Here is a 25,160-nt window from a genome sequence, read left to right on the forward strand (position 1 = left end):
TAAATTTGATGTCATTTTTATTTTATTAATCAAAATAATAACATATGTCATTTGAATTACCAAAATTAAACTACGCATTTGATGCGTTAGAACCTCATATAGATGCTCGTACCATGGAAATCCACCATGATAAACATCATGCTGGTTACACTAGTAAATTAAACGCTGCAATTGAAGGGACAGATCTTGAAGGTAAAAATATCGACAACATTCTTATCAATCTTGATATGTCTAATGCTGCTGTTAGAAATAACGGTGGAGGATATTACAACCATAATTTATTTTGGGAGATAATGTCTCCTAATGGTGGAGGGAAACCTTCTGGTGAACTTGCTGATGCAATAAACGCAGCATATGGATCCTTTGATGCTTTTAAAGATGCTTTTTCTACTGCTGCTGGTACCAGATTTGGTTCTGGATGGGCATGGTTATGTGTACATCCTGGTGGAAAGGTAGAAATATGCTCTACTCCTAATCAAGATAACCCTTTAATGCCAGGAATTGGTTGTGGAGGAACTCCTATCTTAGCATTAGATGTATGGGAGCATGCATATTACCTAAACTATCAAAACCGCCGTCCTGATTATGTTTCTGCCTTTTTTAATGTAATTGATTGGAATGAGGTTTCAAGCAGATATGCACAAGGAAAATAAATAACTTATTCGACTCATAAAAAAGAGCTGCAAATTTGCAGCTCTTTTTTTATATCTGGAATATTAAGAAATGTCATAAAATAAAAAAAGGTGGAAAGTCCACCTTTTTTTGCCCCAAATCTACCATGAACTTAACCTACTTATGCTATGGCTCTGCTAATATAGAACGTTATTTCATTGTGAAAAAATGTTTTAGACGAAAGGTTAAAATAATTGTTGAAATACACAATTTAACCAATTTTAACACCAATCTTTTTTCTTTTTTTAGTAAGCTCTTTCGTTTTTACCTTCAAAGAAATTTATAAACGCCTTATTTACAACCCTATTCCCTCCAATCGTTGGATAATCTCCAGTAAAATACCAGTCCCCAAGGTTCTTAGGACAGGCTACATGTAAGTTGTCAACGGTTTGATAAATAATCTTTACTTTGGCGTTTACTGTTTTATCACTTAAAAGTTCTGATATTTTATCACTTATCTCTTGATCAGAGAATCCACTATAGATTTCTTTAACAAAATTTTGTACTTCTGCATCTTCTAAATTTTCCTGTGCTTTGCATTTCTCATAAACCTGCTCTACCAGATCGTAGTTTCCATTTTCTTTTAAAAGCTCTAACGCAGCCTGAAATGCAATTAAACCTTCTAATCTTGCCATATCAATCCCATAACAGTCAGGATAACGAATTTGTGGCGCAGAAGAAACAATAACAATCTTCTTAGGCTTTAATCTATCCATCATCTTGATAATACTCTTTTTGAGTGTTGTCCCTCTTACAATACTATCATCAATAATCACTAAATTATCATCTTGTTTTACCACACCATATGTTACATCATACACATGAGCTACCAGATCATCTCTACTACTATCTTCTGTAATAAAAGTACGTAGCTTGGCATCTTTTATTGCAATTTTTTCTGTTCTCAATCTAGAGGAAAGAATCTCTGATAATCGTTCATCTGTTAATGATTCTTTTTCAGAAAGTATAGTTTCGTTTTTCTGCTTATTTAACTCATCCTGTGCAGCTTCTACCATCCCATAAAAAGAGGTTTCTGCCGTATTTGGAATAAAAGAAAAAACCGTATTTATAGTATCATGATCGATTTCTTCTAAAACCTGAGGCATAATTAATTTCCCCAGATTTTTTCTTTCCTTGTAAATTTCTGCATCACTCCCTCTTGAGAAATAGATTCGTTCAAATGAACATGCTTTTCTTTCTAATGGATCAATAATTTTGCGAATAGAAGTGTCTCCATTCTTTTTGACGATAATTGCTCTTCCAGGATCTAACTCTTGCACATCGTCAAAAGATACATCAAAAACCGTCTGAATAACCGGTCTTTCTGATGCTACTACAACCACCTCATCATCTTTATAATAATACGCTGGTCGAATTCCGGCTGGGTCTCTTAACACAAAAGCATCTCCATGCCCCAGCATACCGGCCATAGCATATCCACCATCCCAATCTCTTGAAGATTTTTTAAGAATTTTAGCAACATTGAGCCGTTCTACAATTTGAGGAGAAGCATCAATTTTATTAAACCCTTCTTTTTTTAGTTGTTTATATAGTTTGGCCACTTCAGAATCCAAAAAGTGTCCAATCTTTTCCATTACAGTTACCGTATCCACCTTATCTTTAGGGTGTTGTCCTAACCTAACCAGGTTATCAAACAATACGTCATTATTAGTCATATTGAAATTACCGGCAACGATAAGATTACGATGCATCCAGTTATTCTGCCTTAGAAACGGGTGTACACTTTCTACACTGTTTTTACCAAATGTACCATAACGTACATGCCCAAGAAGAACTTCACCTATATAGGGTATATTTTTTTTCTGCAGCTCGACATCATCCGTATATTCTGGGTGATCGACTAATTCTTTATTAATCCTATCATTAATCTGCGAAAAAATATCCTGTATAGGCTGCGATTCACTCGATCGAACTCTACTTATATATCGTTCGCCAGGTGCTGTGTCTAATTTAATACTTGCAAACCCTGCTCCATCTTGACCACGATTATGCTGTTTTTCCATCATCAGATACATTTTATTTACTCCATAAAATGCACTCCCGTATTTTTCTCTATAATACTCTAACGGCTTTAATAGTCTTATAAATGCTATACCGCATTCGTGTTTTAACGCATCACTCATTGTATTCCAAAAATTCTAAACGTTGTTGTGTTTGTGTTATGTAAACCATAATTAAAAAAGCCCCAAAACAATTGCTTTGGGGCTAACCTTTATATATCAAGACAATTCTATTTCAAATTGCGTTAATTCCTTAAATTGTTGAAGTCGCCTTTGAACTTCTTCCCTATCTAAGTTTTCCATTCTTTCTGTCCCAAATTTTTCTACACAAAAAGATGCAAGATTTGAAGCATGAATAATTGCTTTTTTCATGTTTTCAAATGAAACATCATCTGTTTTGGCCAAATATCCCGAAAAACCTCCAGCAAAAGTATCTCCAGCTCCAGTAGGATCAAAAACCTCTTCTAATGGCAGAGCAGGAGCAAAGAAAATTTGTTCATTATGAAATAATAAAGCTCCGTGTTCTCCTTTTTTAATAACCACATATTTTGGTCCCATCTTTTCTATTGCTCTAGCAGCTTTTACGAGCGAATATTCTCCACTTAGTTGTCTTGCTTCTTCATCATTTATGGTGATAACATCTACTCTTGCTATTACTTTTAAAAGATCATCTAAAAAAGCATCTTCCATCCAAAAATTCATAGTATCCAATATCGCAAGCTTTGGTTTGGTCGTTAATTGTTCCAAAACACCAAGTTGTACTGATGGGTTTAAGTTACCCAACATTACAATTCCCGAATCTTTATGACTATCAGGAACAATAGGGTTAAAATCGGCAAGAACATTAAGCTGAGTCTCTATAGTATCTCTAGAATTGAGGTCATTATGATATTTACCACTCCAAAAGAATGTTTTTCCTCCTTTAACAATTTCTACTGCAGAAGTATCAATATTTTTTTTCTTAAGCAATTCGAGATAATCAACCGGAAAATCTTCACCAACCACAGAAACGATAGCAGAAGAAACATTAAAATTAGATGCAGAAAGCGCGATATAAGGGGCAGCTCCTCCTAAGATTTTATCAGTTTTCCCGAAAGGGGTTTCAATAGCGTCAAAGGCCATAGAGCCTACAATAAGTAATTTGCTCATAAAATAGCGTTATAATTTTTTTGCAAATATACGCTTTACTTTCAAGTAAATTGATCAAAAATAAAGTCTTCTAAGATCGTCCTCATGAATCAATATCTTCAAGTGTTCCTTTTAGTGTACTAAATGTTTTAAAAGGTCCTGTTACTAATAGAGAATTTGTAATAAAAGGAGGTAGTGATCCTTCGGGGTTTACATAGAGTTGCTGTGTAATTTTCACCTTACCTTCATGTTCTTCCAATAACCAATGACCAGATAATTCCCGAATTCTAAGCGTACTTTTTAACACAGGGACTTCTTCTGGAGCTGCATCTATATATAATTTGATTTTATCCTTCGAGATTTTTTGAATCCGAAGCTTAGAGACCACATCCCTATCTTTTACAGGCCAAGGAAACTCATTTCTTGCATAAAAAACATATTCTTTATCATTATTTATTTTTACCAAATGACTAACTCCTTCTTTACAATTCTCCATATACTCCGGAGCTTCAAGTAATTCGTCAACTACGCCTTTTAGAGAGGTTTTTACACTCGTTATTGCTTTATATTCTTTATATGGACTATCTTTAAAATCCCTTACCCATATTTGAATTCCTTCCTTATCTTTTGCAAGTTTCCATTGCGACTGACCAAAAGTTAACATGGGGACTAGAATACATAAATAATAGATCTTTTTCATAGTATTACACGTTCTAACATTAAACCTTTTTGAAATTGAATTTCTTATTTCAAACACTAGTTTAGTAGAAAAAGGTATCTCCTTACTTACTCCCACATATGTTAAAACATGTTAAATAACTGTTTTACAAAGCATTAAAATATCTATTATTATTCTCTTACAAAACCTGCGAGAATCTATATCTAAGTTTTTGTCTATAATATTTAACCACCCTGATTTAGCTTTTTATTGCAGTAGATCAAACTCTATTCTTCTCAAATATTCATTATAATAACGGTCAAAAAACAGTATTCCATACTACATATAACACACTTTAAAACAGTTTTTTATACTATCTCTCATTTTTAGCAAACAAGATATAAACCATACAATTATTATGTTAAAATCATAAAAATGTTAAAATAAACTTAAAAAAATAGCGTTCTTTACTCAATACAAACTCAAACTTTCAATTAAATTATGAAAAAATTAAATTTAACTAAACTCGTTTTAGTTACAATGCTTTCGGTTTTATTATTCAACTGTGAAAGAGATTCTGAAGACATTATCGAAACAAATCAATTTGCAGATGCAAAAAATGCTCATGTATGTATCGAAAAATGGGACACTAGCGAAAATAATTCAAAAGCTGCAAGTGTTAAAGCAAAGGAATGGGAAGCTGGTCAAACTATCCGAGTGAAATTTTTAAATGGAAACAATTTTGTACAATCCAAAGTAAGACAATATGCTGTAGCATGGGAAAGTTATGCGAATATTAAATTTGAATGGGTATCCTCAAACAGCAGTGCAAATATCAAAATTGGTTTCAAAGAAGGTCAATTTGCAAATGATGGCGGATCCTGGTCTTATTTAGGAACTGATTCTAATAGTCATGCACATAGTATGCATTTTGGATGGTTTAACGACAATACAACTGATACTGAATTTAGAAGAACTACAATTCACGAATTTGGACATGCTCTTGGCTTAATTCATGAGCATCAAAACCCTGTAGCAGGAATTAACTGGGATAGAGAAGCTGTTTATGCATATTATGCAGGACCACCTAATAACTGGAGTAGAGCACAGGTAGATAACAATCTATTCAGACGTTATGATGCAAATATCTCTAACCATAGTGTATATGATCCAAAATCAATAATGCACTACCCTATTCCTGCAGAACACACTACAGATGGTGTTGCTGTAGGAAGTAACACACAATTATCTGCAACAGACAAGTCCTTTATCGCCACTATATATCCAGAGACTAACACTGGAGGAGGCGATATCTGTGATGGTGTAGCGGCATATAATGGAAATACTTCTTATTCTGTTGGAGATAAAGTAACCTATCAAGGAACTTTATACCAGAGAACATCTAGCGGATGGAATAACCTTGGTGCATGTGGTACTCCTGCTCCTAGTGATATCTGTGATGGCGTAGCTGCATATAATCGTAATACATCTTATTCTGTTGGAGATAAAGTAACCTATCAAGGAACTTTATACCAGAGAACATCTAGTGGATGGAATAATCTTGGAGCATGTGGTACATCTGCCGCTGCAAAAAGTAATACAGTATTCCCTCCTGTGAATAACTAGATAAAGAATTTTAAATACAATGTTTGTATTCATCAATAAAAATGCCCGGACTTTACCGGGCATTTTTTATATATAATATCGTGAATACGTAATTTTAGACTATTTTACTTTCTCCCAAAGTCTGCAGGAATTTCTCCCCAAGCTTGTGTCTCCTCACTGAACTATTTTTATTAGAATATTTAGCTTTTCAAAAAAGCTTGAAAACCATAGTATTTAATTGCATTTTGTTTTAGAGAATTTGTACTCCATTCTTCCCAAGTATTCATATAAGGATTATATCCACATTTTAGAGGTTTCGAGTATTGGTCTTCCGGGTTATCGACATATGCTCTACAATCAGTACAAACTCTACGATATTCACAATCTTTACAAGTTTTTATTAAGTCTTTATTTATGCCCCATTTTTTTTGAAAATCTAATGATTTTACAACAGTTTCTATGTCGTCTTTTTTTATATTTCCATAACTTTGAAACATCGAAGGACAATTTTTTATATTTCCTTCTTTATCAATACTTAATTTTTTATTTAAGCAAGAATTGAACTTCAAAGATTCAGTAAATACAGGAATTTTGATTGAAAATAGTTTAGGATCAATAACTCCACAATGGTTTTGATCGTCTATAACACGAGAAATCACTTGGATTTTCGAATTGTCAGTCTTCGGCACAGTATTTTTTTCTTTCGCAGAGTGTACTACAAAAAGAACTATCCTCGGATACTTGATTGACAATCTTTCAACTTCCTTAATATCTAATTCGTAAGTGAGTGGTAAAAAAATAGTGATACTTCTGATAACGGATTTAGAACAATTCTCAGCAAAAAAAGCCAGTTTATCCAAATCTACTGTCTTATAAAACCTGATTTCTATAAATTTGCATAGTAAATTGGTTAGAGCAGTAGTTATTTTTTTCAAATCAACATAGTCCAATTGTTCCATTTCAATAATAGCATTATTGATATGTTCAGGCGATTTCCACTGTAAATTAAGATCTGGAAACTTTTCTGGTTCATCCGTCCAAAAACCAAGCTCGTTTTTTTTAAGATATTCTAAATATTCCTGAACAGTTTCTTGATCTTCTTGCGAAAATGAATCAATATCTTCTAGTGTATTATTGTTTTTTGTCTCTTCAAGAAATTCTGCAAGAGGTAATGGAATAGAATATACTTTACCTCTATGCAAATCACAAATAGTTGCTAAAGAAGCTCCTTTAACAATGATGCAGTTAGCAAATAACTTAAAACTTTTTTTGTTCATCGAATGTTAATAGTTTTGAAATTGGCTTTAAGGATAATTTGCATTCTACTGTTTCAGAATGATATACCGAGAATTTATCATTATATGAAACTTTTTCTTCAGGATTTTCAGAAACCTTTACCTCTTTTATTTTATGTTTCCTAAGAAAAAAAGGAAGGTTGTCTAATTGTTTTTTGAAAAATATCTCTCTTTTAGTTGTCATGTCGTATTAATTCTTCGGCGATTACATCTTCCAGATAATAATTACAGGGTTTTGAAACAAAGCCAAATTGTCCTGTAGGGTTTACTTCTAGAAACACATATTTTTTATCAGGAGTTTTTATTAAATCGATAGAACCTGTATTAAGGTTTAGCTCTTTCATAAGCCTTTTTATTTTAATCTCAATTTCTTCAGGAAGCAAATAAGGTACATTTCTATTAGGTTTTTCATCATTATAGTTTCTAAAATCAATTTTAGTTTGTGGATCTAACTGAGAAAAAATAGCCATCGTATAAAATTTTTCTTCTATATAAAAAGCCCGTAACTCTATATCTTTTTCTACATACCCTTGAAAAAGTGACGGAAAAAAAGTCTCAGGAAGCGATTCAATCACTTCTTCGGTAATTGTATTGGTCTTAAAAAAAGCTATATAGGATTTATCGTTAAAATAAACTGTTTCATATAATGGTTTTGTAATAATTTGTTGCTGTTTTTTAAAAAATTGTAGTAATTCTTTTTTAGAATTTGTTATCAGGGAATCGGGAATATCCAACCCTAGTTCTTTTGCCAATCGAAGCATTGAAAACTTATCACTCTTAACAGATAATGGACTAGGTAATTGATAGGCATTCTGAAAGTTATTAAAAATCTGGTTATTTATTCTTCCTATCTCCTGACCAATTCTCCATCTCAATTCTGCTATATTATCATTGGTGCTTTCCAAATCATTAAATGCTTCTTCTAGATGATTACGGTGTCTTAGAAACCCTCGAAACCAAACACTTTTATACTCACCAAAAGGAATACTTAATTCGTCTCTTGAATTATTAAGCGTTATGCACCAATCCTTACCATTTTCATAATAATCTTCTCCTGAAAGAAAGTCAAATCTAGCATTTTTATACAGCAACCAATCAATGACTTCTTCATAACTGTCATTATTTTCTTTGTAGTTTTTGCAAATCAAAATCATATTAAACCGTAGAACTATAAAATTTAAGACTATTAAAACTCCTTTGTTTTATTTGAGTTGCAATTTCTCCAGTAACTGCTCTATGTTTTCTTCATAGTTAACCGCATGTGGGTGACTTTCTCCGTATTTCATAATATGCATTTTATTAAGTAAAAAAGAAAAATGTTCCCTGTTTATAAAGCCATTATTATAGGCTTTATATATGTAGGGGAATAATACCGCCTGCTTATCAAAAGGCTGATGTAAACAAATTGTTTTAATTGCAGGAGCTACTTTATGATTATCTGATTTAAACGTGGGATACCCATATTCTTTTAAATACTTTGATGTCTTAAGATAATTTAGAGAATCCACTTCATTTATTTTTCTTCTATACTCCTTATATTCTGATGAATTTATATCATAATTGTTCTTTTTTAAAATTTCATTTTCTCTATCTGCATTTCTTACATTTTGATCTTGCTGAAATAAATCTGCAAGAAACTTTTCTTTCTTTTCTTGAGTATTTAAGGAGATGATCAAAGAATCGACATCGATAGAACGAGGCTGCATTTGATTATTATTTTGTTTGTTGCAGGATATTATTATCAAAAGAAAACCAATACTATATATATGTTTCAAAATAACTTTGTTTTATTTAAGCTTCATTAAAAAAGCTAAGAACTAATAAAAATTAGCCCTCAGCCTTTATTTTGGTATTAACAACAGAATTCATCATCCCAATCACCAAACCATATTGGGCCAGTACTACTGTTACCCCTATCAGTCAAAGATGCTGTACCACAACTTCCTCCTTCAATAGTTAAAGCATTTTTGTCTTCAATTACATTTACATTTAAATCTTTAAGTTTTTTCATCTTAAATTAATTTTAAAATTATTCACCTACTCTAATCAAGGCTTTTCGGTTTTCGCCTAATCGTCGCGCAACGTTTATCATCTATCTTTTTTGAAAAAGATAGTTTATAAAATGATATTGATTAAGATTATAAACATCATACTATACAATTATATGAGTACTGATATTTAATTTTCGGGTAGGATAATTTCTATGCTAATATAGAATAAATTTGATATTATATCTTATGAATAATCATATTACTTTTACGGTTATGTTTTCCCACTTTCAAAATATAACTCAAATGAGTCTAGTAAAAAACGATTTTACTTTCTTCCAAAATCTGCAGGTATTTCTCCCCAAGCCTTTGTCTCCCATTTTACAATTGTAGTGGTATATGAGTTTTCTTTTAGCCATTGTATTGCACGATCTACAAGATCAAATACCTCATTATTCTTAGAGTTCCTTTTTAATTTTGTTTTACATGTCTTTTGTTTTACCCATCCAATAGCAATTTTAGAATCAGAATAAATAATACGATCGCTCTTTTTCTTTTTAAGATATGCTAAACCGTGAACTAAGGCTAAAAACTCTCCTATATTATTAGTTCCTTCTCTAAAAGGACCTTGATGAAATAATTGTTTTTCGGTTTGTGTATCTACACCTCGATATTCCATCTTACCCGGATTCCCACTAGAAGCAGCATCTACGGCAATAGAATATAAATTTGGTTCTCCTATTTTTGATAACTGTGCGGCAGTAAGTGTTTTTTTGGGTTTACTTTTACCTTTATAATCGTCGTAATCGCCTTGATATGCTTTTTTGGCTATATCAAAAGAATCAAAAGACTTATATTTTGCATTGGCGTATCCTTTTACTGCTGCTTTACAATCATCCCATTTTGTGTAAATCCCTGGTTTGTGACCTTCCCAGACCACATAAAATTTTTCTTTCTTAGCCATAATTTAAATCTTTGATAGAAATTATCTTCCAAATCATTTTCTGCGTTAGGGATAGTAGTGAAAATCCCACAGTATTGTCATCCTGAGCTTGTCGAAGGGCTACAATACGAGGAATTGTAACGTATAGCCCGCTCGAACGCTACAATAAATAATTAAATTTAAGGTTACTATACAATTTTCTTCAGTTTCTTAATACTAAATACTCACTACTCATTACTTTTTTTATCAGAAAACAGAAGTTCTTCTATAACGACCGGAAAATGTTTATATTCTAAAGCATGAATTGCATTAGCTACATCTTCTGCAGAATTTTCTTCTGAAATTGCAACTTTGGCTTGAAAAATAACGCCTCCTTCATCATAATGCTCATTGACATAATGGATCGTAATACCACTTTCTTTTTCTTTATTTCTTACCACAGCTTCATGAACATGATGTCCATACATCCCTTTTCCTCCATATTTTGGTAATAAAGCAGGATGAATGTTGATGACCTTATTTGGAAAGAAATCGATAATTTTTTTTGGGAATATCCATAAAAACCCTGCCAATACAATTACATCAGGGTTTGCATCTTTTAGAATATTTAATACTTCATTTGTCTGATAAAATGACGTTTTGTCAAAGTGTAATGCCTTTACTTTCAGGTCATGAGCACGCTTCAACACTTTGGCACGCAGGTTGTTAGAGAACACATGAGTGACCTCGGCAATATTTCGTTCATGAAAGTATTTGATTATATTTTCGGCATTGGTACCAGAGCCGGAAGCAAAAATTACGATACGCTTCATAGTATGATAAAATTGTTAATTAGAGAACACAAAAAAAATAATTATTATCCATTTTTAGGTAGCAAAAAGCTAATACTTCGTTATATTTGATAAAATACAAATACATTTTTATGGGATTGTGGGGTTTTAAAATAAAGTTTTTTATTTTTGCCACCTAATTAAAAAATTAAAATTAAACATTATGTCAGACATTGCATCAAGAGTAAAAGCGATAATCGTTGACAAATTAGGAGTAGACGAAAACGAAGTTGTAAATGAAGCTAGTTTCACAAACGATTTAGGCGCTGATTCGTTAGACACTGTAGAATTGATTATGGAATTCGAAAAAGAATTCGATATTCAGATTCCAGATGATCAAGCTGAAAACATTGCAACAGTAGGTCAAGCAATATCTTATATTGAAGACGCAAAGTAATAACTTCACAACAAAATATGAATCTTAAGCGAGTTGTAGTCACAGGACTAGGTGCGTTAACACCTATCGGTAACAATATTGATGAATATTGGAATGGATTAGTAGATGGTAAGAGCGGTTGTGCTCCTATTACTTACTTTGATACCGAGCATTTCAAGACTAAATTTGCTTGCGAAATCAAAAATTACAATCCCACAGATTATTTTGATAGAAAAGAAGCACGTAAACTTGATAAATTTGCTCAGTATGCCATTGTATCTTCAGAAGAAGCTATAAAAGATGCTGCTATTGACCTTGAGAAGGTTGACAAATTTAGAGTTGGTGTAATCTGGGGTGCCGGAATCGGAGGAATAGAAACTTTTCAGGAAGAAGTAATTGGTTATGCCAATGGAAATGGAACACCACGTTTCAATCCTTTCTTTATCCCGAAAATGATTGCCGATATTGCCCCTGGACATATTTCTATTAGAAACGGTTTTATGGGACCTAACTACACAACGGTTTCTGCCTGTGCTTCTTCTGCTAATGCAATGATCGATGCACTAAACTATATACGTTTAGGACATTGTGATATTATTATTACAGGAGGAAGTGAAGCTGCAGTAACTATTGCTGGTATGGGAGGATTTAATGCTATGCACGCGTTATCTACAAGAAATGAAAGTCCAGAAACTGCCTCTAGACCATTTGACGCAACCAGAGATGGTTTTGTTCTTGGAGAAGGTAGTGGAGCTCTTATTCTTGAAGAATATGAACACGCAAAAGCACGAGGTGCTAAAATCTATGCTGAAGTTGTAGGAGGTGGAATGTCTAGTGATGCTTATCATATGACAGCACCACACCCAGACGGAATTGGTGTAGAGCGCGTGATGCTTAATTGTTTAAGAGATGCAGGGGTAACACCAGAACAAGTAGATGCTATAAACACTCACGGAACATCTACTCCTTTGGGAGATGTTGCAGAATTGAAAGCTATTACTAAAGTTTTTGGAGATCACACACCTAACATTAATATCAATTCAACAAAATCTATGACGGGACACTTACTTGGTGCTGCTGGAGCCATAGAAGCTATTGCTTCTATTCTGGCAATGCAAAAAGGTACTGTGCCTCCTACAATCAATCACACTACAGTGGATGAAAACATAGATTCATCGTTAAATTTGACCTTAAACAAAGCTCAAAAACGTGATATTACATACGCAATGAGTAATACTTTTGGTTTCGGAGGTCATAACGCATGTGTGTTATTTAAAAAATTGAAAGAATAATGAATGTTATTCGAAACATATTAAATTCCCGCTCTGAAAAGAACGGGAATTTTTTTTCCAAAATTCAAAAAATATTAGCATTTAAGCCAAAAAACATTGCTCCCTACGAAAAAGCATTTACCCATAGGTCATTAAACCTAAAAGATAAAAAAGGAAATGCTGTTAATTTTGAGCGATTGGAGTTTTTGGGAGATGCCATGTTAAGTAGTGTTATTGCTGCTCACTTATTTAAAGAAGTTCCAGAAGGTAATGAAGGGTACCTTACAAAAATGAGAGCCAAAGTAGTGAGTAGAAAACATCTTAACGAACTTGGTAAAGACCTTAAGCTAATCGAATTAGTAAGAACCAATATTCCTAAATCTCAATTTGGAATAAATATTCATGGAAACCTTTTTGAAGCACTAATCGGTGCCATTTACCTTGATCGAGGTTTTGTATACTGTGAACGCTTTATTAAAGAAGCGGTTATCGATCCTTATGTTGATATCGAAAGTCTCGAAGGCCAAATTATCAGTTACAAAAGTCTACTAATAGAATGGTGTCAAAAAGAAAAAAAGGTATTCAATTATGAGGTATATGAGGACACCGGTAAAGATGAAATGAAGCATTTTGCTGTAAAACTCTGGATTGATGAAAAAGTAGTTGCAAAAGCAAGAGCTACTTCAAAGAAAAAAGCAGAAGAAAAAGCTTCAAAAAGAGCTTATTTTGCATTTCAATCCAAGATTAATATCTAAAGTACTTTTTTAACATCATGCTTTTTGACATTAATCGTTTGAAGTTTGTATTCTTTATAAACATACTCTAATGTCACTGCTTTTTCTTACAATACTTATATAAAATATAGACTCATCAGAAAAACTACAGTTTTTATCGTTAAAAGATACTAACTCAATCGTTTTCGTGAAATAACTTTATGTTTTATTAAACCCGTTAGGTGATTTTATTTGTATATTTCGTGCTAATTCTGAAACAAAAATTCAGCGTGGCTATTCAGAAATTAGTATTAGATACCTTAGAAGATGATGATTATGAACTTATTGCTATTCATTGTTCATTAGCTTCATATAGATTAGCCTTTTTATTAAACAAAAACCTTAATTTAAAACTTTTTAGAAAAAAAGAAGATATTAATTTTGAATATCCTGACTTTACAGCAAATTTTCCGTTGTATCAATATGAGGACCATTTTCAATATAATACATATAGTCTTTTGGCCAATAAATTTCAGGCCTTAGGCGTTTCAAAAAATCATATTGCAGATGGCTTATTCAATACTATAGAAGAAACATATACTACAAAATATTTAATTCCAGAATTAAAGAATGTAGATTATTTTCTAAAAATAGAAACAGAAACATCAAAATTTTCAAATAGTTCCTTAGTAACCCAATTGCTAACGATCTCACAAGTTATTACTGCATATAGTGTAGAATACACTCAACTTAAATCAAAGAACAACTTAATATTCGAATAATGCCAAAAAGTAAAAGAACCAAAATAGTTGCTACCCTAGGACCAGCAACGAGTAGCAAAGAGACTTTAAAAAAGATGCTAGAAGCAGGTGTAAATGTTTTTAGGATAAATTTCTCTCATGCTGATTACAGTGATGTAAAGGAACGCATAAAAATTATACGAAAATTAAGCGAAGAACATGGTTTTAATGCTGCAATACTAGGAGATTTACAAGGTCCTAAATTAAGAGTAGGTGTTATGAAAGGTGATATCATTGTTCATGATGGTGATTTTATCAATTTTGTGACTGGTAAACCTTTTGAAGGCACTTCTGAACAAGTGTACATGAATTATGAAAGTTTTCCGAAAGATGTAAAAGCCGGCGAACGTATATTATTGGATGATGGTAAATTAATTTTTGAAGTTGTTTCTACAAATAAAAAAGACACGGTAAAAACCAAAGTAATACAAGGAGGGCCATTAAAATCCAAAAAGGGTGTTAATCTCCCTAATACCAATATTTCGTTACCTGCATTAACAGAAAAAGATGTAAAAGATGCCATTTTTGCTTGTGAACAAGGTGTAGATTGGATGGCATTATCTTTTGTAAGACATGCGCAGGATCTCATCGAATTACAAGATTTGATTAAGGAACATAGCGAAGATAAAATCCCAATTATAGCTAAAATTGAGAAGCCTGAAGGTGTAGAAAATATCGATAAAATTGTAGCATATTGTGACGGATTAATGGTTGCAAGAGGAGATTTGGGAGTAGAAATCCCTGCTCAGGAAGTACCTTTAATTCAGAAAAAATTGGTTCTTAAAGCAAAAACTGCTCGAATCCCTGTGATTATTGCTACTCAGATGATGGAAACTATGATCGATAGCCTTACTCCAACACGTGCAGAAGTGAATGATGTTGCAAACTCTGTAATGGATGGTGCAGATGCTGTTATGCTATCAGGGGAGACTTCAGTAGGAAAATATCCCGTGCAGGTAATAGAAACCATGACTAAAATTATTAACAGCGTAGAAAACTCAGAATTAATATCAGTTCCTCAAAACCCTCCGCATATACGAACAAATAGATTTATTACTAAATCAATTTGTTATCATGCCGCGCATATGGCTAATGATATTGATGCTAAGGCTATCTGTACATTAACCAACAGTGGATATACTGCATTTCAAATCTCTGCATGGAGACCAGATGCTCATATCTTAGTTTTTACCAGTAATCGTAGAATACTTTCTCAGCTTAGTCTTTTATGGGGTGTTAAGGCCTTATTTTATGACAAATTTGTTAGTACTGATGAAACAGTAGAGGATATTAATAAAATAGCCGCAGATCGTGGGTTTGTTGAGCAAGGAGATATGTTAATCAATCTTGCTGCAATGCCTATCACTGCAAAAGGAATGGTAAATACTCTTAGAGTATCACAAATTTAAGATGGGCGTATAATAAATATATATCTAAAAAAGACCTCACTTTATGAGGTCTTTTTTTATAGTGCTTGTTTTAAAAAAATAGCTTCTAAGTCTTCTATAGTAACTGGTTTTACAAGATAATCCTTAACAGAATTAATATTTTTTGCTCTCTCTATATCCACTGGGTTAATCGAAGAACTTACAATATAAAGTGTAATTATTTTTCCAAGTTTGTTTTTGATACTGGTAAAGTTTTCTAAAAACTCCCATCCATCCATTACTGGCATATTTAAATCTAAAAAAATAATCTCGGGAATGCTTTTTTTATCCAAATTGGTTAGAATAGCTTCAAAATAATTAAGAGCATCTTTTCCGTTTTTGAAAACCATTAGGTTTTCACAAAGATTTTTTGCTTCTACAATCCTTTTTACAAGATTTACATACATACTATCATCGTCAATAATACACGCTAATCCAATTTTATGACTCATAATTGTGAGGTTGGGTATTTGTTTTTAAAATTCTATTATAAATGTTGTGCCTTTATCTACTTCGCTCTCTACAGTAATTTTTCCATCCAAAGATTCTACCTGATTTTTTGTTAAAAATAAGCCTATTCCTACTGCATCCTTATTATAATGAAATGTCTTATACATCCCAAATATTTTATCTTTAAACAAGTTCATATCAATTCCTCTTCCATTATCGGTGACCTTTAGGTACTCTTTATCTTCTTCTTTATATGATTTAATCTCAATGATCGCATCTCTATCCGGGTGCTTATATTTAATTGCATTTGTGATGAGATTTAATAGAATACTTTCCAGATACGCAGGGATATAATTAATCTCATTTAGAGCTTTAAAATCTGATTTGATTTTTGTTTTACCAACAGCAATCATTTGCCCAATACCATTGGTTACCAAATTAAGCGCATCCTGAAATTTGGTTATCTTTTTTTCTTGATCTTTATTTGTATGAATGGCTACAATCTCATTAAGGTGCTCAATAGTTGTATTTAAACTATAGGATATTTGCTTGATCTCTTTAATAAGATCTATTTTTTCTTTTGGGTCTTCTATATCTTCAATAAGTTGAACCAACAAGGACAAATTGCTTGTATGCGACCGTAGGTTGTGAGATACAATATGTGCAAAATTAAAAAGCCGAGAATTCTGAGAAGCGATAATATCTATAGACTTTTGAAGACTTAACTCTTTCTTCTTTATATCATCAATATCCTGAAAAACACCTCTGATTCCTATAATCTCCTTACTCTCATTATATACTGGTTTTCCTATCGCTCTCACCCAAAAAACTCTCTTGTTAGCGGTCACCATCTTAATTTCAGTATTAAAAGGTGTACCGGCCATAGCGCAATTAAAAAAACAATCCGCAGCCTGTTGTTGCGAATCTTCTGCATAATAACTTGCAGAGTCTTTTAGAGAAGGCACATAATCATCTGGGTATTCTAATATTCGCTTAGTTTCAAAATCCCAATAGCTTTTTCTTTTGTGAAAATCTACATACCAACTGCCGGTTTCTGTCATTTGAGCAGTTTCTTTGTAATAGAAATTGTCTTTTGCTATATTCTGTTCTGGTTCAAGCTTTATTTCGAAAAAAAATATAAGATTAATTTCAGATTTTATATTTACCGGTAATTCATCATTAGTTGCACATCTAAACAGTTTATAATTTCCTGTTTTGGTTTGAATCTTTATATGTTGCTTAAAATTTACATTATTACGTCTATAATTAAGAAAATTATCTCTAAATACATCAACATCTTCTTTATGTATTAAATGCTCTAAAAAAAAATCGATTGTGGATTGTATTTCCTTCTGGGTATATCCGAGGCTTTCATAGAACTTCTTTGACCAGATTTCTTTATCAGGATTAGTATACAACTCCCAATATCCAGCATTGAAATCTCGTATTACATTATTAAAAAGTTCATTTTGAAGCATGAAAAAGAATTATACTAACAAGATAAGAATTTCTTATTTATTTTCTTCTATTCTATCAAGCCTGATAGCCAATGCTTTGGTAGAAATCTGAACTTCGACAAAAGATAAAAAAAGCGATAGCATAAGGCAAAACAAGCTAACTCCAAATACTATATTTGCCCAATTCATATGTTCTACATATAATAAAAACATAGTGATTACGCTGGTTAGAAAACTTATAATCGCAATCGCTTGCATATTTCTAATTAACCATAATCGTTTTCTTAAGTTTTTAATTTGTAACCCTATGTTTTTTGAAGGAGAAGAAAGGTATTCGCTATGTAATTGTCGTATTAAAGCTGCAATAGCCAAGTATCTTGCATTATACGCCAGCATTGTAAGAGATATTGCAGGGAATAATAATGCTGGAATATTCATGGTAAGTGTCATAATCAATATATATTTATGACACTAAGTTAGTTTAATTTGAAATAGTTTATTTTACAACTTTATAAGTTAATCTAATTTTTTCATTTTCAAGAGATAAAAAGTTAACCCCTTGTGAGAAATCACCTATATCTATCGGGAATTGACATCTTTCTTTAATAGTAAAAAACAAAAAAAGTTTTTATGTCATTTTATTCACTAATAAATTCACCGATAAACCTAAATGCCCCCTTAAGATTTTCAATATTATTGTTTTGATCCAATCCTTCTCCCCATTGTCCAATAAACGTAGCAGCAGGCTCATCATTTTCACCATTCATAATACCTTTTAATACTCGATTATTAGTATTAAAATTAATTGTTATAAGTGATTCATCTATAGTCCAAGTCCCATCTATAGAAATTATATCACCATCGCTACTTATTAATAATCCAGCAGTACCTTCTTTTGAAAGAGCCAAGGAACCGTCGCTAGTGGTCGTAGATGTATTTGGCTCATCTGATATATCATCATTAAACCCACCATAAAATAAACCTTCAACAAAAGTATTATTAATAGTAACCAATACTGTTGTGCTTTCTAATGCATTGGATGCTGTTATAAAAATATCGGTCTTACCCAAAGGGATCGATCTATCCCATGAAAGTACACCTGTTTCTTCATCAATAGACATATTTATATTAAATAAATCATCTGGTGCAGTATTTGGTAATGTTGTAGCAGAGAACGTTACCTTCTCTCCTGACCAATTTACCAATGGAGGAGCAGTTTCTCCCGCTTCTAAAAAACTTGTCTCAATGAAATTTTGTTCATACGCTATGTCTAATGTGTTTAAACCACTAGAATCATCATCGCTTTTACAACTCAGTATAAACAATAGGCCAAACATTACTAAATATTTCATAACATCTTCTTTTATACAATAGCGAATACTACGGGGGAATAGTACTCGCTATAAAATCTAATTAATAATTGGTTATCAATATTATTCTGGAATATTAAACAAGGTTTTGACTTCTTCATAGGACATAGATGAATAGTCTATTGAAGATTTTGTAGCAGAAGAGGTAGGATTTGTTGAAACTCCTCCAGGAATGATTACATATCTAAAATCATCAAAAAAACTAAACGCTTTTAAAAGTCCATCTGTTGTTTGACCTCTAACTCGCAAAGATTCAAAACCAGTTCCTTCACCCATTTCTATACCATAAAACTCTTCATTATCTACATTAAAATAAGGAAGTTCATAAACATTAAAAAATAGGGCATTCGCGGGATTACGCCCATATACCAAAATAGCATCAGTATCTTTATCAAATGCCGTTAGACTACTTAATAATAACATACTTTTATCAGAATCTATTCCTCCTGGAAAATCTGCAGGAATCCAATCTGAATAAATTACGTTTGCTGTCCCTGGAGGTCCATCAACACCATCAGCTCCATCATTGCCGTCTGTTCCATTTGTGCCATCAATCCCGTCTATCCCATTCTGACCTGCAGGTCCAATAGCTCCGTCTTCTCCATCAGAACAAGAAAAGATTAATAGTGATACCATCACTATCATCATACCCTTTACTAAATTTGTTATTGCTTTCATTTTTAATAATTTTTTAAAAGTTATGGCACAAACCTAATATGGGTAAGAACATGTAGTATCCGAAAAGTTTGAATTTCAAAGAATCCGGACATTTTTTGAGGTATTTGACTCTATTTTTAAGAGTTAAATACTGGTGTAATACATTTTTTGAATATCTATTTAAAATATAGGAAGTTATCGATTACTAAGAAGAGATCAATCCATTGCTTCTTTACACGCAATTATACGTTTTGCGTCAGCTTCTAAACTATAGTTTTGCCATAGAGCTATATCCTTTTTTAACTCTAATGCGTTCTGATCAGATATAATATATCTTTTAATAGATTGTACAACAGCATCATTACTATCCTTAATTTTTAGTATTGACTTTCCTCCGGGAATGCTATAATTATCTTCATATTCATAACAAAAAACCAGTACCAGATCTCCTTCTTTTACATCTTGTTTATAAAAACAATCAGAAACAAAAAAGTTCTGTTTGTCATATATTTTCTTCTTCAGACTTCTGGACGTTAATACCTCATCAATCTTAATACTTCCTTCTTGGGATGTATAGAGTACATCATTATCTTTAATCGGATTATCAATATGCTGAACAGTACCTAAAAAAACTAATGCATACTTATCCCCACAATGACCAATGAATGGACCTGACTGTGGCCACCAATATGTATATCCAACCCTAAGGGTATCAGGTGTTGCAGACGTTTTTGGGTTCGTTTTTGTATCTATTTCTTTCTTTTGTGTATAACTTGTGCTACAAAAAAGAAGACTAATAATTATTATCATTTTTGTCAATATATGATGCATTTCTATTCTTAAATTTAATTTGCTTTTACTCTCCTAGTATCTGTTTAAATACTATTCCCTCTTTTTGATATACTACGATAAACGTATTACTGTCTTCTCTTTTATAGACTTCTGGTACTGATTTTCTTTCCCAATTTTGGTTTCTATGGACAACTAGATCATTAGTCCAATCAAAAGTATATTCTTTAGCGTCAATTCTAGTAAAGTCTGCGATCCAGTTCTTAATTTCTGACGGTTTTACTTTTATGGCAAACCGATAATTCCAAGATGATGGCCCGGGAATGCCCGTTACTCTGGAGTTCGCAAACCCATTTACATTGAACAATAAGAATTCTGCATCATGAAACTCTGATTTGCTTACTATTTCTCTTTTGAGCGTTGCTATCCTATCTTCTGTGCTTTCTATTTCTACACTTGTAAGCGTATTGTTGTTATGCGAATTCACACAAGAGGTAAGAACAAAGCATAAAACTGTAATCTTATATATATGTCTCATCACTATTATTTTAATTTTTCTATAGAAGATATATATTCGAAACAAAATTCGGCATTACCTTCTCCAGATTCTATTAATTGTGAAGATGTGACTAGAAACATTTCATTTCTAAACTCAAAAAAACCTTTTAGATCATATATTTTACCTCCACTACTTCCCGGATTGCTTGCAACAAAAGTTTCATAAAATATACCTATCCCGTTTTTCAATTTCACATACTTTGGATATTGTTTTTTTTGAGTATCCGGATTTGTTTTTTTGATAGTAAAACTTTTATTATATCTTTTATTCGGATCCAAAATTACATTGATATAATTTGCTCTTTTAACCAGAGTATGTTTCTTCGGAATCCAAATCCCAATATTTAATTCTTGTAATTCTAACCTAATCAACTCCTTGGTATCGCCTTTGGAATCAAAATCTCTTTCTTTTGATTTACATCCCAATAGAACACTCATTATTGTTAATACTATGAATATTGATTTCATTCTGGTTTTCTTTCTAAATCATTATGTGAATGTTTATTACAAAACATACTCCGGGAATACCAAATAGCAGCGAAGTCGTAAAAACTCCAGCTGCTTTTTCTTGCTAGTACAAATCCCTTTTTTTACTTAATTTCTCACCTAAATTAATGATTTTCAATTTAGCGTTTTGATTCTTTTAATCTACCAATTCAAAAGTATCTCCAGTAAACTTAAAGGAATAGGCACATCTTTTGAGTGTTTGTGTTTTGTTATATAGTTTAATAATCTCTTCCTCTTCACAATAACAATCTATCGATGTAGCATATTTTTCATTTGGTGTATATACCACATCAATAACATGATTTATCTTGTCATATTTGATTGCATATTCATCTCCTTCATGGGCCAAAGAATAATTGAATTTGTGGACAAGTTTACCTTTCTCATAGGTGTAAAGACTAATATGATCCATGAAATTATTTCCTCGTACCTTATCATGTCCAAACAGTACATAGTTGACCCCTGTATTGGTATGAATAGTATCTATAGTGTTATAGCTATTTGGATAGAATTCATATAGTGTTTTCTTTTCTTTATGGCTATGAATACTTTTACCCTTATTCCATTTAGAATCATCGTAGTATAGTATAGAAACTTGCTCTCTAAATAACACTCCAAATACCTTTGCATCAAATGAAAAATGGAATAATTTGTTATCATCAGACTTTACCATTTTGATCAAATCATCATCTAGTAATGCTGTGATATCTTTTTTTGTAAAGGTCTTATGGTTTGTTATTTTTTGAAGATTATTAATAATCCTATCTTTATAATACCCAATTATAGAATATGCTATAATAGAATCTTTATTGGTTGACAAATTCTCTTTATGATATGAATTCTTAATCTTATGAATCTCTTTGTTTGTTAGTCCGACATCATTAAGTGCATAATACTCTTTATATTCTTGTAATTTATGATATTGTGATAAGTCATAATTTGTTTGTCTTACCAATTTTTTAAAATCGCTTTGGGGAAATATCATTATTATACATAATCCAATCATAGTAAGAAGCAAAGAAGCAAAACATCTTTTTATCCACTTCTTTGTATTGCTATGATTTTTTATCTTTTTATGCATCTATTTTTTACAGAATATTTCCTGTCAAATTAAATTTATTCTCTCTTATACATTCAAAGGTGATATGCTTTTCTTTGATTAGATTTTTTATATCCAATGTTTAAACAATTACTCCAAAACAAATGTTACTTGTACATAATGTTTATGTAGTTCGTTAGGTTTAGAAGTATTAAAGTATGAATATGCTTTATTACTAGAAGTTTCTATTTTTTGGATGGCTCCAATCTTTTTATTGATACCAGTAGCTGTTATCTTGGCTCTATTCATCGCATCTTGTATTGCCATTTTATCCAATGCTGCAAGATCTGTATTGGTATTTTCCTTGGCAAATATTTCTACCCAAGTAATTGTTACACCTTTCATTTGTTGTCCAAACATCTTTTCTACTTCTTCAAAAGATGTTGTTGCATAGGTGTAATACGAAGTTGTACGATACGTTAAAGCGGTGATTCCATACAATTTATTTTGCTTAAACTCTTTAAAATCTATACCTATACTTTTCATTTTATTTTTATATTCTTTGATAATTTCAGATCTATTTTTGGATTCTATATTTTGATACCCATCAGCTACGAGATCTTTGATCTCTAGATTAACAATATACTCCTTGATCTCAACTTTTTTAGAAGCCTCGCCTCTTACTGTTATTGTATTATTTTGTTGCTGTCCAAAAATTGGAGCTGCACATAATAATAATCCTATAATTATTTTTTTCATGTTCTTATTTTTATAAAATTGACGCATGCATTTGTCTAAATCAAAACACAAGATCTTTGTATGTTTTATTGTTTGTATTTCCTCTTCTTTTTTATTCAAAAGACCAGATATCAGTATAAAAATCATAATAGTTTCCTAGATCCAAACCGTATCCATTAATGACCCATAATTTTTTATCATAGTGTACAGATGTATGTTCTGTTCTTTCAGGAAAGGTTTTAGATACTTTAACTTCTGTCCAGGTTACACCATCGTTACTAAACCACACATCATTAAAATATTTAAAATCATTATTTCTGGTTCCTGCAGTTAACCACATTCCTTTTTTATTAGCCGTTAAAGCGTGACTTCTTCTAGGAAGAAAATCTGCATTTGCTGTAGCAAGAAACCATTGAAAACCATTTGGAGAGTACCACACATCATTTAAAAAATTATTATTTATGTCATATCCTCCAATCACCCAGATTTTATTGTCAAACACTACAGCGGCATGATCTCTTCGTTCACCAAAAGGTGCCAGATTAGTGGCCAAATTCCAGGTTATCCCATCACTACTTACCCAAACATCTCCTTTTTCAACACCATTTTCCTCTCCTCCAATTACAAACATTCTCCCATTTAGATCTACCATAGCATGACTTGATCTTGGCGTAAAAGCAGCATTATTGGTGGTCATCATCCAGTTGACTCCATCATCAGAATACCAAACATCATTCATTTCATCAACTAGTTCTCCTCCTGTTAACCACATTTTACCATTAGAAACTGTTGTCGCGTGATTTGTTCTTTTTGAAAAAGCGGCCTTTTTTGTAGCTGCAATCCAGTTGGTCCCATCATTACTATACCACGCATCGTTATAGTAAATACCTGGTCCATTGCCTGATACTACCCACATCTTCTTATTAAAGACTAATGAAGTATGTCCTGCTCGCCCTCCAAAAGAGGTTTCTTTGGCAACCAAAGTAGACTTCAATTTTTTCTTTGTTGGAAATACCATCTTTATAGATGTAGCTTCAACTTCGACGACTTGATTGTCATCGGTGCTACATGATAGCATTATTAAAGACACAAATGCCAGTATTATATATATGTTTTTCATTTCAACTATATTTTTTTAATGAAAACCCTTCAATCATTAACTATCTAAAAATAATTGAAGGGCAAAATCACAAACTTAAACACAAGTAGCGTATGTGTTGTTTTACATTTGGCTGTTATTCTGGAATATTAAATAGAGTCGCAATCTCTTTATAAGACATGGTAGTATAATCTGGTGTAGATTTTGTTGCAGAAGAAGTTGAACTAACGACTACTCCTCCTGGTATAATAACGTACCTATAATCATCGAAACGATCAAAATCATTATCTGAGACAGCAGCAGCAAATCCTACAGCTCGTATTGACCCTTCATTAATCGTATATGTATATCGTTCTTCTGTAGACCTATTTTCATAAGGTAATGGAAATACTTCATCTCCTATCACCAATAAAATATTACCTCTTCCGTATACTAATACGGTACTGGTGTCCAAATTAACTCCTAAATCTGTAATCTGTTGAGCGTTTGCTAATGTGAAAACTTTTTGCAGTAACCCTCCACCTGGCGTAAAACCATTTGGAATCCAATCTGAATATATCACATTTGCGGTTCCAGGGTTTCCTGGATCTCCCGGATCACCTTGGGTTCCTTGAGTTCCTTGTGCTCCAGCTGGACCTTCTGGTCCTGTAGGTCCTATAGCACCATCTTCACCATCAGAACAAGAAAATATAGATACAGATAGTACAAGTATCAAACTCAATTTCACTAAATCTTTCATTGCTTTCATTTTTTGTTGTTTTTTAAAAGT

At 32.2% G+C, this 25,160-nt stretch carries 29 protein-coding genes; 7 read left to right on the forward strand and 22 right to left on the reverse strand.

The window, feature by feature from the left end:
- The first annotated feature begins 44 nt into the window (after nt 1-44).
- Nucleotides 45-653, forward strand: a complete 609-nt coding sequence (locus PQF96_RS26395) for a superoxide dismutase (RefSeq protein ID WP_109436342.1) — start codon at nt 45-47, stop codon at nt 651-653.
- A gap of 264 nt (nt 654-917) precedes the next feature.
- Here PQF96_RS26395 and PQF96_RS26400 read toward each other — a convergent pair whose 3' ends face one another.
- The 3 genes from PQF96_RS26400 to PQF96_RS26410 form a co-directional block, all read right to left on the reverse strand.
- Nucleotides 918-2,816 carry an amidophosphoribosyltransferase gene (locus tag PQF96_RS26400; RefSeq protein WP_109436341.1) on the reverse strand — a complete coding sequence of 633 codons (1,899 nt, stop codon included), beginning with the start codon at nt 2,814-2,816 and terminating at the stop codon, nt 918-920.
- A 96-nt stretch (nt 2,817-2,912) separates the two neighbouring features.
- A complete protein-coding gene (locus PQF96_RS26405; protein WP_271769930.1) occupies nt 2,913-3,842 on the reverse strand; it encodes a PfkB family carbohydrate kinase in 930 nt (309 codons plus the stop codon).
- 82 nt (nt 3,843-3,924) lie between these two features.
- Nucleotides 3,925-4,521 (reverse strand): START domain-containing protein, encoded by a 597-nt coding sequence (locus PQF96_RS26410; protein WP_160114169.1) that lies wholly within the window; start codon nt 4,519-4,521, stop codon nt 3,925-3,927.
- Between the two features lie 459 nt (nt 4,522-4,980).
- Between PQF96_RS26410 and PQF96_RS26415 the strand changes: the two genes are divergently transcribed.
- The gene (locus PQF96_RS26415) at nt 4,981-6,105 is read left to right on the forward strand and encodes a carbohydrate-binding protein (protein WP_143916217.1); all 1,125 of its coding nucleotides are present in this window, start codon (nt 4,981-4,983) and stop codon (nt 6,103-6,105) included.
- Nucleotides 6,106-6,284: 179 nt separating this feature from the next.
- Here PQF96_RS26415 and gwsS read toward each other — a convergent pair whose 3' ends face one another.
- The 7 genes from gwsS to purN all read right to left on the reverse strand — a co-directional run bounded on the left by gwsS (nt 6,285) and on the right by purN (nt 11,122).
- Complete coding sequence (gene gwsS / locus PQF96_RS26420) at nt 6,285-7,361, reverse strand: grasp-with-spasm system SPASM domain peptide maturase (RefSeq protein WP_271769934.1); 1,077 nt, start codon at nt 7,359-7,361, stop codon at nt 6,285-6,287.
- Nucleotides 7,342-7,563 (reverse strand): hypothetical protein, encoded by a 222-nt coding sequence (locus tag PQF96_RS26425; protein WP_271769936.1) that lies wholly within the window; start codon nt 7,561-7,563, stop codon nt 7,342-7,344. The genes gwsS and PQF96_RS26425 overlap by 20 nt, the downstream gene beginning before the upstream one ends.
- Nucleotides 7,553-8,533 carry a grasp-with-spasm system ATP-grasp peptide maturase gene (gene gwsG, locus PQF96_RS26430; protein WP_271769939.1) on the reverse strand — a complete coding sequence of 327 codons (981 nt, stop codon included), beginning with the start codon at nt 8,531-8,533 and terminating at the stop codon, nt 7,553-7,555. Before gwsG ends, PQF96_RS26425 begins: the two co-directional genes overlap by 11 nt.
- A 48-nt stretch (nt 8,534-8,581) precedes the next feature.
- The gene (locus PQF96_RS26435; RefSeq protein ID WP_271769941.1) at nt 8,582-9,085 is read right to left on the reverse strand and encodes a hypothetical protein; all 504 of its coding nucleotides are present in this window, start codon (nt 9,083-9,085) and stop codon (nt 8,582-8,584) included.
- A gap of 146 nt (nt 9,086-9,231) precedes the next feature.
- Nucleotides 9,232-9,390 carry a hypothetical protein gene (locus PQF96_RS26440; protein WP_160114168.1) on the reverse strand — a complete coding sequence of 53 codons (159 nt, stop codon included), beginning with the start codon at nt 9,388-9,390 and terminating at the stop codon, nt 9,232-9,234.
- A 305-nt stretch (nt 9,391-9,695) separates the two neighbouring features.
- Entirely contained in the window at nt 9,696-10,331 is a 636-nt protein-coding gene (locus tag PQF96_RS26445) for a ribonuclease H family protein (RefSeq protein WP_271769943.1), read from the reverse strand.
- Nucleotides 10,332-10,537: 206 nt separating this feature from the next.
- On the reverse strand, nt 10,538-11,122 hold the full coding sequence (gene purN / locus PQF96_RS26450) for a phosphoribosylglycinamide formyltransferase (protein ID WP_143916215.1): 585 nt from the start codon (nt 11,120-11,122) through the stop codon (nt 10,538-10,540).
- A gap of 181 nt (nt 11,123-11,303) precedes the next feature.
- Here purN and PQF96_RS26455 point away from each other — a divergent pair, with 181 nt between their 5' ends.
- The 5 genes from PQF96_RS26455 to pyk all read left to right on the forward strand — a co-directional run bounded on the left by PQF96_RS26455 (nt 11,304) and on the right by pyk (nt 15,709).
- Nucleotides 11,304-11,537 (forward strand): acyl carrier protein, encoded by a 234-nt coding sequence (locus tag PQF96_RS26455; RefSeq protein ID WP_024768509.1) that lies wholly within the window; start codon nt 11,304-11,306, stop codon nt 11,535-11,537.
- A 17-nt stretch (nt 11,538-11,554) separates the two neighbouring features.
- A complete protein-coding gene (gene fabF / locus PQF96_RS26460; RefSeq protein WP_143916214.1) occupies nt 11,555-12,808 on the forward strand; it encodes a beta-ketoacyl-ACP synthase II in 1,254 nt (417 codons plus the stop codon).
- Nucleotides 12,808-13,542: a ribonuclease III gene (gene rnc / locus PQF96_RS26465; protein ID WP_109436330.1), complete on the forward strand. Its 735-nt coding sequence runs from the start codon at nt 12,808-12,810 to the stop codon at nt 13,540-13,542. Before fabF ends, rnc begins: the two co-directional genes overlap by 1 nt.
- Nucleotides 13,543-13,790: 248 nt before the next feature.
- Nucleotides 13,791-14,282, forward strand: a complete 492-nt coding sequence (locus PQF96_RS26470) for an IPExxxVDY family protein (protein WP_160114167.1) — start codon at nt 13,791-13,793, stop codon at nt 14,280-14,282.
- Complete coding sequence (gene pyk / locus PQF96_RS26475) at nt 14,282-15,709, forward strand: pyruvate kinase (RefSeq protein ID WP_109436328.1); 1,428 nt, start codon at nt 14,282-14,284, stop codon at nt 15,707-15,709. Before PQF96_RS26470 ends, pyk begins: the two co-directional genes overlap by 1 nt.
- Before the next feature lie 56 nt (nt 15,710-15,765).
- On the opposite strand, the gene PQF96_RS26480 is transcribed toward pyk, so the two are convergent.
- From PQF96_RS26480 to PQF96_RS26535, 12 genes are all read right to left on the reverse strand, one after another.
- A complete protein-coding gene (locus PQF96_RS26480; RefSeq protein ID WP_143916213.1) occupies nt 15,766-16,179 on the reverse strand; it encodes a response regulator in 414 nt (137 codons plus the stop codon).
- A 24-nt stretch (nt 16,180-16,203) separates the two neighbouring features.
- Nucleotides 16,204-17,655, reverse strand: a complete 1,452-nt coding sequence (locus PQF96_RS26485) for a sensor histidine kinase (RefSeq protein ID WP_109436326.1) — start codon at nt 17,653-17,655, stop codon at nt 16,204-16,206.
- A 33-nt stretch (nt 17,656-17,688) separates the two neighbouring features.
- Nucleotides 17,689-18,084, reverse strand: coding sequence for a DUF2721 domain-containing protein (locus tag PQF96_RS26490; RefSeq protein WP_143916211.1), 396 nt, complete (start codon nt 18,082-18,084; stop codon nt 17,689-17,691).
- Nucleotides 18,085-18,272: 188 nt separating this feature from the next.
- On the reverse strand, nt 18,273-18,986 hold the full coding sequence (locus PQF96_RS26495; protein ID WP_143916210.1) for a hypothetical protein: 714 nt from the start codon (nt 18,984-18,986) through the stop codon (nt 18,273-18,275).
- A gap of 81 nt (nt 18,987-19,067) precedes the next feature.
- Nucleotides 19,068-19,682, reverse strand: coding sequence for a collagen-like protein (locus tag PQF96_RS26500; protein ID WP_109436323.1), 615 nt, complete (start codon nt 19,680-19,682; stop codon nt 19,068-19,070).
- A gap of 195 nt (nt 19,683-19,877) precedes the next feature.
- Entirely contained in the window at nt 19,878-20,471 is a 594-nt protein-coding gene (locus tag PQF96_RS26505; protein WP_271769945.1) for a hypothetical protein, read from the reverse strand.
- A 46-nt stretch (nt 20,472-20,517) separates the two neighbouring features.
- Complete coding sequence (locus tag PQF96_RS26510) at nt 20,518-20,988, reverse strand: hypothetical protein (RefSeq protein WP_271769947.1); 471 nt, start codon at nt 20,986-20,988, stop codon at nt 20,518-20,520.
- A 5-nt stretch (nt 20,989-20,993) separates the two neighbouring features.
- Nucleotides 20,994-21,476 (reverse strand): hypothetical protein, encoded by a 483-nt coding sequence (locus PQF96_RS26515; protein ID WP_271769949.1) that lies wholly within the window; start codon nt 21,474-21,476, stop codon nt 20,994-20,996.
- Nucleotides 21,477-21,651: 175 nt separating this feature from the next.
- Nucleotides 21,652-22,470, reverse strand: a complete 819-nt coding sequence (locus PQF96_RS26520) for a hypothetical protein (protein WP_271769951.1) — start codon at nt 22,468-22,470, stop codon at nt 21,652-21,654.
- 234 nt (nt 22,471-22,704) lie between these two features.
- Complete coding sequence (locus PQF96_RS26525; RefSeq protein WP_271769953.1) at nt 22,705-23,313, reverse strand: SIMPL domain-containing protein; 609 nt, start codon at nt 23,311-23,313, stop codon at nt 22,705-22,707.
- A gap of 91 nt (nt 23,314-23,404) precedes the next feature.
- A complete protein-coding gene (locus tag PQF96_RS26530; RefSeq protein ID WP_271769955.1) occupies nt 23,405-24,412 on the reverse strand; it encodes a Kelch repeat-containing protein in 1,008 nt (335 codons plus the stop codon).
- Between the two features lie 115 nt (nt 24,413-24,527).
- Nucleotides 24,528-25,139, reverse strand: coding sequence for a collagen-like triple helix repeat-containing protein (locus PQF96_RS26535; protein WP_271769958.1), 612 nt, complete (start codon nt 25,137-25,139; stop codon nt 24,528-24,530).
- Nucleotides 25,140-25,160: the final 21 nt, after the last annotated feature.

It is taken from the genome of Aquimarina algiphila, from assembly GCF_947494415.1.
Lineage (GTDB): Bacteria > Bacteroidota > Bacteroidia > Flavobacteriales > Flavobacteriaceae > Aquimarina > Aquimarina algiphila.